Source organism: Ornithinimicrobium sp. (assembly GCF_030537745.1).
In the GTDB taxonomy this organism is placed as follows: domain Bacteria; phylum Actinomycetota; class Actinomycetes; order Actinomycetales; family Dermatophilaceae; genus Ornithinicoccus.
Genome location: NZ_JAUNVI010000088.1, coordinates 1 through 8,704, shown reverse-complemented (window position 1 = coordinate 8,704; position 8,704 = coordinate 1). Strand labels below are relative to the sequence as shown.

The following is an 8,704-nucleotide window of genomic DNA, read 5'->3' as shown; positions in this document are numbered from 1 at the left end:
TCGTCGCGTTGAGCTTCATCGTGCAGGAGCCCAACGGGATCATGCCCCGGTCCAGCGCGTAGTCCTTGTCGGAGAGCGAGCGGATATAGCGCAGCATCGCGGTCTCGGACCGGTAGGTGCCGAACACCGGGTGGGTCAGATAGGGCTCATCCTCTCCCCGTGCCAGGCCACCCCACTGCGGGGCCTGCGCCGGTGCGAGGTGCTCCGGGGGCGTGACACCGAAGGCTCTCGCGACCGCCTGGAGGTCAGCGAGCGTGATGAGTTCGTCGACCGAGAGCAGCACCGTGTCGGCGTCCACCTGCCAGAGGTTGATGCCTTCCTCGAGTGCTGCCGCCAGCACGGCGCCCGCGCGGCCGGGGACGCGCACCGTGAGGGTGTCGAACCAGTTCTCCCCCGCCAACTCCAGCCCACCGTCGGTGAGCGCTTGCGCCAGGGTGACGGCCTTGGCGTGGGTCTCCAGCGCGATCCGGCGCAGACCCTCGGGCCCGTGCCACACCGCATACATCGAGGCCATCACCGCCAGGAGCACCTGTGCCGTGCAGATGTTGCTCGTCGCCTTTTCGCGGCGGATGTGCTGCTCGCGCGTCTGGAGCGCCAGGCGGTAGGCCTGATCGCCGGCGGCGTCCCGGCTGACGCCTACCAGGCGTCCCGGCATCGTCCGCTCCAGGCCCTTGCGGACGGCCAGGTAGCCCGCATGCGGGCCGCCGAAGCCCACCGACACCCCGAACCGCTGCGTGGTGCCGACCGCGACGTCGGCCCCCCATGTGCCGGGTGCGGTGAGCAAGGTGAGGGCGAGCAGGTCGGCGGCCACCGACACCAGGGCACCGGCCGCGTGGGCCGCCTTCACCAGGGCCGCAAAGTCGCGCACCTGCCCGTCTGCGCCGGGGTACTGCAGGAGCACCCCAAAGACGTCCCGGTCACCGGCAACGGTGCGCAGGCTCTCCTCGTCGGTGATGCCGCTGACGTCAGCGACGTGGACCGTCCAGCCCACTGAGTCCGCGCGTGCCTGCACCACCCCGAGGGTCTGCGGCAACACGTGCTCGTCGACGAGCAGTACGGCATCGTCAGCGACCTTGCTCGTGCGTCGCATAAGGGCCATCGCCTCGGCGGCAGCGGTGCCCTCGTCGAGCATCGAGGCGCCGGCGATGTCGAGCCCGGTCAGGTCCGTCACCACGGTCTGGAAGTTGAGCAGGGCCTCGAGCCGGCCCTGAGAGATCTCCGGCTGGTAGGGCGTGTAAGCGGTGTACCAGGCCGGGTTTTCCATGATGTTGCGCAGTACGACGGGCGGGGTCTGCGTGCCGTAGTAGCCGAGGCCGATCATCGAGGTGACGACCTTGTTGCGCGCTGCGAGATCGCGTAGCTCAGCGATCACGGCCTGCTCGCTGTCGGCGGCCGGAAGGGCCAACGGAGCGGAGGTGCGGATCGCCGGAGGCACGGCCGCATCGATGAGCGCTTCGAGGGAGTCGTAGCCAAGCGTGTCGAGCATGTGCTCGATGTCGTGGTCACGGGGCCCGATGTGGCGGCCGACAAACTCGGCCAGGTGGGTTTCGGTCGTCATGTCGATCGCTCCTAGGGACAAGGGATAAGACCCTCCCCCTCTGCCGGCCGCAGCAGTGCAGGGCGTTCCAGAGTTGCCTGACCCGCGTGGTCCGTTTCGCCTGAGAGCTTGTCGGGGAGATGTGCCCCTTCGGCGCCTCACCTGGTGCTGGTGAGGTCTCTCCCACGCGGGATCGACGGCGCTCCTAAATCTATCAGGGCAGGGGCCAGATCGCGGTATGGCGATCGCGAATGTTCCAGGAGCGGGGCTGGGGTCCCCCGAGCGCAGACGGCAGCTGGGTCAGGAGGTGCGTCGGGCGAGTCGCCGCGCTGACAGCTCGTCGTTGGGGTGATCCAAGAGCGGGTCGTCCGCACGCTCGCTGGGCAGTTCGGCAAGCTGGCCCTCGACCTCTCGCCAGACGCTGCCCACAGCGATTCCGAAGACCCCCTGACCGCCGCGCACGAGGTCGATGACCTCGTCGTCCGTGGTGCATTCATAGACGCTCGCACCGTCGCTCATCAAGGTGATCTTGGCCAGATCCTGCACCCCACGCTCACGGAGGGCAGAGACGGCGACGCGGATCTGCTGCAGGGACACCCCGGTGTCCAGGAGCCGCTTGATGATCTTCAAGACCAGGATGTCGCGAAAGCTGTAGAGGCGTTGGGTGCCAGAACCGCTGGGGTTGCGCACTGAGGGCTGGAGCAGTCCCGTGCGCGCCCAATAGTCCAACTGGCGGTAGGTGACCCCGGCCGCACCGCAGGCGGTCGGTCCGCGAAAGCCGATGGTCTCGTCCATGGCGGGGGTGTCCTCGGTGAACAAGACCCCCTGCGTCGGGTGGTCGGGCCGTCCCAGGCCCGCCTGCCCCGGTGCGTCTGCGCCAGCGCTCACCGGTCCTCCTCGCCTCTGAAACTCATGTGACTTGCGGGACCCATGTGAGTCCTGTGCAACCAGTGCACACCTTGACGGTAGGCCGCGCCGCCCGCCGGGTCAATGACCGACGCGCCGTGAGCCCAGTGCGCAGAGGACTGTGGGTCATTGACCCGGCAGGTCCGGCCCGGCCGGCGGGCTGGCTCCCTGCTCCCCCGCCGGGCCTTCCGGTCCCGCCTCGAAGTCTTCGGCTGAAACCTGATCCAAGAACTCACGGAACCGCTCGACCTCGTCCTCCTCCTCGACCGCCATGGTGATCCCCACCTCGTCGAGCAGCTCCTCGGAAGCGAGAATCTGCGTCGCGGTGCGCAAGGCCAGGGCGATGGCGTCCGACGGCCGGGCGGAGATGACGGTGCCGTTGTCGAAGTGGAGCTCGGCGTAGAAGATGCCATCCTCTAGCGAGGTGATGTGGATCGTGTCGACCTTGCGCCCGAGCTCGCTGATGATCGAGGCCATCAGGTCATGGGTCAGCGGCCGAGGGGGCTCTACGCCTTGCTGGGCGTAGGCGATGGCGGTGGCCTCCGGCGCCCCGATCCAGATGGGCACGTAGCGCTGGCCGCCGCGTTCGCGCAGCAGCACGATCGGACTGTTGGTGGGCATCTCTACCCGAACGCCCATGACGTCGAGCTCTTTCACGCCCTTCACGGTACCCCCTTCAGCGCTCGGCGAGACCGGAGCGGACAAGCGCGACGTGCAAAGCCAGCATGGTGGAGAGCAGCTCGGTCTCGGTCTCGCGCGGGTCTGCGCCCTTCCCGCCGCGTGCGCGGCGTCGACGCACCGGCTCCAGGACCTGCTGGGCCAGGCCGATCTCACGGTCTGCCCCGATCCGGAAAGACCGTAGGTGTCGGGCTTCCATGCCATAGCGCGAGAGTGCGGCTGCAGCCGTTGCGACATCCAGATCGTCGGCGTGGTGCCGACCGGAGGCATCTGTGCGAAGGAGCCCGAAGGCTTTGAGCTGGCCATAGGCAGCCGCGTCCAGCCCGGTGCGCTCGCGCAGCTCGGAGGCGGTGAGGCGCACTGCCCGGCGGCGGCGCAGGGCGACCGCGCTGAAATCAGTGACGGCCGCGGCGCGAGCGTTGGTTGACGCTGTCGGGTGCGTCTGGGCAGGAAGATCCTCAGCGGCGTCAGGAGGCTCCGTGAGGCCGGGGACGTCCAGGCCCTGGTCGAGCCGGTCGAGGGCATCCCGGATCACCTTCAGCGGCCAGAACCTGTCGCGCTGGGCAGCGAGCACGAACCTGAGGCGGGAAACATCAGCCTCCCCGAACAGTCGATAGCCGGAGGCACGCCGCTCGGGGCTGATCAGACCTTCAGTCTCCAGGAAGCGGATCTTGGAGATCGTCAGGTCGGGAAAGTCTGGCTGCAGCTCCCGCAGGACGGCGCCGATGGAGAGCCCGTCGTGTCCGCCTACCTCGGCGTGTGCGGCAGAACTCACGAGCGTCCGCGATAGAAGACGAGCCGGAACTTGCCGATCTGCACCTCATCACCGGGGGCGAGCACGGCGACCTCGATCCGCTCCCGGTTGACATAGGTGCCGTTCAGCGATCCGACATCGCGGACCGCATACCCGTCCCCCTCCCTGACGAAGACGGCATGCCGACGTGAGACGGTGACATCGTCGAGGAAGATGTCGCTGTGGGGGTGTCTGCCGGAGGAGACCTCGTCGGCGTCCAGCAGGAAGCGCGCTCCGGTGTTGGGGCCGCGCAGCACGATCAGCAGCGCGGTGCCGGGGCGCAACGCGTCGACGGTGCGCTGATCCTCCGGCGAGAGACGCGGAAGCTCGTCGTCGAAGGTGTACTCGGCAGAGGGGAAGTCAGCGCCGCGGGGGATGCGGGCCGTCGACGGGTCGTTGCCGAAGTCGTTGTGCTCTCGGTCGCGGTCACTCACGAGCTGACCTTTCTTGATGGTGCGGTATCGCCTAGCCGGGCCGACGAAGGTCGCAGGCAGAGGAGCCCGATCGGTGCCCCAACTGTAGTCCAGAGCACCCTTGAGGTCACGGGTGGTCAGTCAAGCTGACCCTCATAGCCGGCGCTGTCGAGCAGACCGCCGAGCGCCTCGGGGTCTGAGATCTTGATCTCATACATCCAACCCTCGCCATAGGTGTCGGTGTTGAGCAGCTCGGGTGTGGAGTCCAGAGCGTCGTTGACGGCGACGACCTCGCCCGCGACGGGCGCATAGGTGTCGCTGACCGACTTGGTGGACTCAATCTCACCGACCGAGTCGCCCACCGCGACGGTGTCCCCCACGGCGGGCAGGGAGATGTAGACGACATCACCGAGGGCGTCCTGGGCGTAGGAGGTAATGCCGACGCGGACCACGTCCTCCCCCATGTCCCTGATCCATTCGTGATCAGTCGTGTATCGCAAGTCGTCGGGGTAGTTCAAGTCACTCATCGCTCTCCTCAGATCTCATTCCTGGCCGCTGGTCGGCGTCGTTGCCTCGGGCAGCACCCACCCTATGCGGTCACCGATCAGGGTGCGGGCGTGGCTGGCACCGGCTGAGCGAATCTGGCGTCTTGGGGCTTAGTGACGGCATCGATGCGAAGCTCCGGGTTCTCCACGATGTTGACGGTGGCGCCCGCCCCGCGCAGGCTGTCGCTGAAGCCGCCGGGGATGGCCATCGCGCCGGCCAGCGTGTGCGACTCACCAATAGCCACGATCCGATAGGGAGCTTCGATGACCTTGCCGTCCAGGAGCAGACGTCCGTCTGCGGTAGTGCCCACATAGCTGGAGGCCACGACCCGGACCGACCCGATTGCGATCGCCTCCGCCCCCGCATCGCGCAGTTCCTGGATCGCGTCCAGCATCATCGTCTGGGTGACTGCTGCGCCGGCGTCGTTGACGAAGACGGTGATGCCCTGCCCCTCGACCGGGACCGTGCCCGCGAGGATCTCATAAGAAGCCAAGCGTTGCTTGGCCGCGGCGGCGGCCGCCTCGTCGCCCTGTTGGCCGCGCAATCGGTCCCGGTCGCCCTCCAGGTTGACGACCTCCCGCTGGAGCGCGTCGACGCGGGTGGAGGCGTTGTCCAGCAACGCGACCAGCTCCGACTGCCGCAGCTGCCCCAGGCCAGCCTCGTCGGCATTGCGGACCTGGGCAACCATGGCGACGCCGAGCGCAACGGTGAGCACCGTCGCTGCGACCTGGCCCCGGTTGAACCTCAGCGAGCTCATCGAGATGAGCCGGCGGCGCGCCTCCTCGGTCGTCGGCGGCCGGCCGGTGGACCGTCGATGGACCCGGGGCAGTCGCCAAGGCTTGTTCTCCGGGGTCATCACGCCCCCAGCAAGTGCCGCCGGATGGCGGCAGCGTTGGAGAAGATGCGCAGCCCAAGCACCACGACGACGCCGGTGGACAGCTGCGCTCCGACACCGAGCTGGTTGCCCAGGAAGACGATGAGGGCGGCCACCACGACATTGGACATGAAGGAGATCACGAAGACGCGGTCGTTGAAGATGCCCTCCAGGGCTGCCCGCACCGCACCGAAGACGGCATCGAGGGCGGCAATGACGGCGATCGGCAGATAGGGCGCCAGCCAGGTCGGCACCTCCGGACTCAGCACGAGCCCCAGCGCGACGCCGACGATCAACCCCAGAACCGGGATCATCCGTCCTCCTTCTTTGTGCTCGTGGCGCCCGAGCTGTCCGGCTCGGGCACCTGGCCAACTCGCGTCGTGAGTCGTTCAGCTGGCGTGATGGTGATGTCTTGCTGGGGGCTGACCGAGGACTGGATGCTGAGTTGTCTACGTAGTTCCCCCAGGTAAACACCTGTTCCACCGATCGTGGTCTCGGCTTCCAGTTTGGCAGGGTCGCCGATCGCCTTCACCACGTAGGGGGGCGTGAGCCCCCGGAAGTCCACGATGATGGCCTCGCCCGCAAACCGGATTGCGGACGTGCTGGTCATGCGATGCCCGTTGACGGACACCGCTTCGGCTTCCGCGCTCCACAGGCCGTTCACGACGATCTGAATGTCTCGGGCGTTGACCCGCTCCGGCAGGTTGCCTTCGACGGGCTCAGCCTCTGCGCGAGGTGCGTCGTCCAACGTCACGATGACTCCAGGCCCATGCACCGCGACTCCACCTGCCTGGAGCCTGGCCGCCGTGATCGCCCGCTCCCCCGAGGCTCCAGACTCGCTCCGTGCCTGCTCCTGCTCAAGCTCCAGGATGTCGGCGCGGAGCTGCTCCACCTGTTGGCTCCTGGCATCGCCGGTCGTCTGGGCCGCCTCGATCCGCGTCGCCAGCTCGGCACGCACCTGGGCTGCCGCCGGGTCGGGGGCCCGCAGGGCGACGGCGGCGACCGTGATCAGGAAACCAAAGATCAGGGTGACCACGAACATGACGACGGTGTTGAGCCCGGAGGATGCGGGCAGCCCGGCAGCCTTCCGAGCGACCGCCGCGGAGTAGTACCCAGGCCCTAGCGGCGGGTCGAGCACCTCGTCCAGCAGCGCCATCGAGGCAGCCGGGTTGGGGTCGCGCTGGGAGGCTTCCCTCCTCGCCCACGCCCGCCTCATGCGCGCACTTCCGGGCCGAGCTGCCGGACCATGTCTTTGACCTGCCAGGCATAGATCAGGCCGGAGACCCAATAGAGCACAATTCCCCACCACGCCATCGCCCACCCGGTGGCCAGGCTGAGGATGCTCCACCACCCGTCTAGGTGTCCGAAAAGGATGAGCGGGAAGGCGCCGAGCAGGTTAAAAGTGGCGGCCTTGCCGACGAAGTGGACGGGCGGGATAGGGAGATGGTGGCGGCGGACCACGGGCAACATCGCGCCGACCAAGAAGTCCCTGAGCACCAACGTCGCGACCAGCCACCACGGGATGAGGTCGAACCAGGCCAGCCCGATCACGGTCGTGGCGATGAAGAGTCGGTCAGAGATCGGGTCGAGCAGCTGGCCGAGCCGGGTAATCAGGCCATACCTACGGGCGATGTAGCCATCCAGGAAGTCGCTGACTCCCGAGACCACGAGCGCGAGTCCTGCCCACGCGAGGTCGCCGCGCGCGGCGCTCCAGAGGAACACCGGCAACAGGCACAACCGGAAGACACTCAGCGCATTGGGCACGGTGAGCACGCGGTTGCTCACCGTGCCCAGGCCCCCCGTGTCCGTCGTCATACGAGTGAGTGTAATTGGCTGCTCCCAGGACGAGCTCCACGTCAGGGCCCCGTGCTGACGTCGTGCGAGGCGCGGCTGAGGTAGCCCTTGCTGATAGACATGACTCATCGACATGCAGATCGAGGAACGACCGTGTTCTCCAACGCAAGAAGTGAGGGTGAGCGCATGCGGACCATGACAGCTTTCGTCGTTCAGCGACCCGGCGCCGACACCGTGGCATCGGAGCGCATCGCCGTTCCGCTGGCTGGTCCGCAGGAACTGCTGGTGCGCATCAAGGCGGTCGGCGTGGGCATCCACGACTCCTATTTCTTGCCAAACGACATCTCCTTCCCCTTTCCTATCGGCATCGAAGCGGCTGGCGTGGTCGAAGAGGTCGGTCCCGCGGTGATCGGTTATCAGGTCGGCGACCGGATCGCGTTCGTCAGCTCGATGCAGCGCAAGGGTGGCGTCTGGGCGGAGTATGCCGTCGTTCGCACGGATGCGCTGATCCTGCCGATCCCGGACGGAATGAGCTTTGAGCGGGCGGCCGCGGTGCCGGTGGCAGGCAACACGGCGCTGCGGGCCCTGCATCCGCTGTCCGCCATACCGACGGGTGGCGCGATTTTTATGGCTGGAGCCTCCGGCGCGGTCGGCACCTTCGCCGTGCAACTGGCGCACCGGCGCGGGTGGGAGGTCGCCGCGTCAGCGTCCCCGCGCAATCACGACTACCTCCTCGCCCTCGGAGCCGCCCTCGCCGTCGACTACCAGCACCCAGGCTGGCCCGAAGAGGTGCTCCGGTGGCGCAGCGAAGGCGTGGACGGGGCGCTCGCGATCCAGCCACAGACGACGACCGACACCCTGCGCGTGGTGAAAGGCGGTGGGACCGTCGTCACGGTCTCCGGTGACCAGGCCGCCCCGGTGGGCGGCGTCCACGTCACCGGGATCGCCTATGACGTCGACGTCCGCGCCGACGCCATCGCTCTCATGGACGACATCGTCTCGGGGGCGGTCAAACTCATCATCGAGCAGGTCTATCCGTTTGCCGACGCGCCCAAGGCGTTGGCCAAGGTGCAGACTCGTCGTGCTCGGGGAAAGGTCGTCCTGTCCCTGGCCTGAATTGAACTGGCAGTGTGGTCGTCGACGCTGTGGTGGTCAGCGCTGTG

General features: G+C 67.6%; 11 protein-coding genes and 1 riboswitch. Of the genes, 1 reads left to right on the top strand and 10 read right to left on the bottom strand.

All coding sequences use genetic code 11. The annotated features are described in order from the left end of the window. The 10 genes from gcvPA to Q4P07_RS13225 form a co-directional block, all read right to left on the bottom strand. Nucleotides 1-1,558: aminomethyl-transferring glycine dehydrogenase subunit GcvPA (gcvPA, locus tag Q4P07_RS13270; protein WP_303375393.1), on the bottom strand; the 1,558-nt coding region annotated here is incomplete at its 3' end. A gap of 77 nt (nt 1,559-1,635) precedes the next feature. Continuing rightward, a riboswitch (glycine riboswitch) is annotated at nt 1,636-1,733 on the bottom strand. Between the two features lie 104 nt (nt 1,734-1,837). Further along, entirely contained in the window at nt 1,838-2,389 is a 552-nt protein-coding gene (locus Q4P07_RS13265; RefSeq protein ID WP_303375395.1) for a MerR family transcriptional regulator, read from the bottom strand. Nucleotides 2,390-2,569: 180 nt separating this feature from the next. Next, nucleotides 2,570-3,100, bottom strand: a complete 531-nt coding sequence (locus tag Q4P07_RS13260; RefSeq protein ID WP_303375392.1) for a bifunctional nuclease family protein — start codon at nt 3,098-3,100, stop codon at nt 2,570-2,572. Between the two features lie 19 nt (nt 3,101-3,119). Continuing rightward, nucleotides 3,120-3,896 carry a MerR family transcriptional regulator gene (locus Q4P07_RS13255; protein ID WP_303375391.1) on the bottom strand — a complete coding sequence of 259 codons (777 nt, stop codon included), beginning with the start codon at nt 3,894-3,896 and terminating at the stop codon, nt 3,120-3,122. Beyond that, on the bottom strand, nt 3,893-4,291 hold the full coding sequence (locus Q4P07_RS13250) for an FHA domain-containing protein (protein ID WP_303375394.1): 399 nt from the start codon (nt 4,289-4,291) through the stop codon (nt 3,893-3,895). The genes Q4P07_RS13255 and Q4P07_RS13250 overlap by 4 nt, the downstream gene beginning before the upstream one ends. 173 nt (nt 4,292-4,464) lie before the next feature. Continuing rightward, nucleotides 4,465-4,854: a glycine cleavage system protein GcvH gene (gene gcvH / locus Q4P07_RS13245; protein ID WP_303375390.1), complete on the bottom strand. Its 390-nt coding sequence runs from the start codon at nt 4,852-4,854 to the stop codon at nt 4,465-4,467. A gap of 77 nt (nt 4,855-4,931) precedes the next feature. After that, on the bottom strand, nt 4,932-5,630 hold the full coding sequence (locus Q4P07_RS13240; protein WP_303375389.1) for a DUF881 domain-containing protein: 699 nt from the start codon (nt 5,628-5,630) through the stop codon (nt 4,932-4,934). 98 nt (nt 5,631-5,728) lie between these two features. Continuing rightward, nucleotides 5,729-6,061 (bottom strand): small basic family protein, encoded by a 333-nt coding sequence (locus tag Q4P07_RS13235; RefSeq protein WP_303375388.1) that lies wholly within the window; start codon nt 6,059-6,061, stop codon nt 5,729-5,731. Continuing rightward, nucleotides 6,058-6,963 carry a DUF881 domain-containing protein gene (locus Q4P07_RS13230; protein ID WP_303375387.1) on the bottom strand — a complete coding sequence of 302 codons (906 nt, stop codon included), beginning with the start codon at nt 6,961-6,963 and terminating at the stop codon, nt 6,058-6,060. Before Q4P07_RS13230 ends, Q4P07_RS13235 begins: the two co-directional genes overlap by 4 nt. After that, on the bottom strand, nt 6,960-7,562 hold the full coding sequence (locus Q4P07_RS13225; protein WP_303375386.1) for a CDP-alcohol phosphatidyltransferase family protein: 603 nt from the start codon (nt 7,560-7,562) through the stop codon (nt 6,960-6,962). Before Q4P07_RS13225 ends, Q4P07_RS13230 begins: the two co-directional genes overlap by 4 nt. Before the next feature lie 165 nt (nt 7,563-7,727). On the opposite strand from Q4P07_RS13225, the gene Q4P07_RS13220 reads away from it, so the two are divergent. Beyond that, nucleotides 7,728-8,657, top strand: coding sequence for an NADP-dependent oxidoreductase (locus Q4P07_RS13220; RefSeq protein ID WP_303375385.1), 930 nt, complete (start codon nt 7,728-7,730; stop codon nt 8,655-8,657). The last annotated feature ends 47 nt before the right edge of the window (nt 8,658-8,704 follow it).